At 47.9% G+C, this 378-nt stretch carries 1 protein-coding gene; it reads left to right on the forward strand.

Translation table 11 applies throughout. From position 1 onward, the window contains the following. On the forward strand, window positions 1-194 hold a 194-nt coding region (locus L5876_RS14570; protein WP_236957086.1), incomplete at its 5' end, for a hypothetical protein. Window positions 195-378 lie beyond the last annotated feature (184 nt).

The raw sequence follows: 378 nt of genomic DNA on the forward strand, positions 1-378 counted from the left end.
CCTCGAGTGAAAGAGAAATTCAGAATATCTTTCTGTCCTTGGATAAGGAGATGCATTCCAACCAAGATGGCGGTCAGAATGACTGCTACCACGACAACACCAGTCACGGCAATGATTGCGTACTTCCGGTTGGTGCGGGTCTTTGGGGAGTCAGCCGGATGCAACATCTCATTTTGGCTGAAAGTAATCGTTGACTCAGTAGTCGCCTTTTCTCCTGACATCTTTGGCAGCATTTTCGGCGGAACAGGCCTCTGTGTGTTTCCTTTTACCCTCCCCCCATTAGTCAGTACATATCGTATTCTGAGAAACTGTCGAGTGACAGTCCATATGGGAAGCTGTTGGAAGCATTTCAGTGGAAGCAAGAACTGTTATGCAGCG

The organism is Hyphobacterium sp. SN044, from assembly GCF_021864465.1.
Taxonomy (GTDB): domain Bacteria; phylum Pseudomonadota; class Alphaproteobacteria; order Caulobacterales; family Maricaulaceae; genus Hyphobacterium.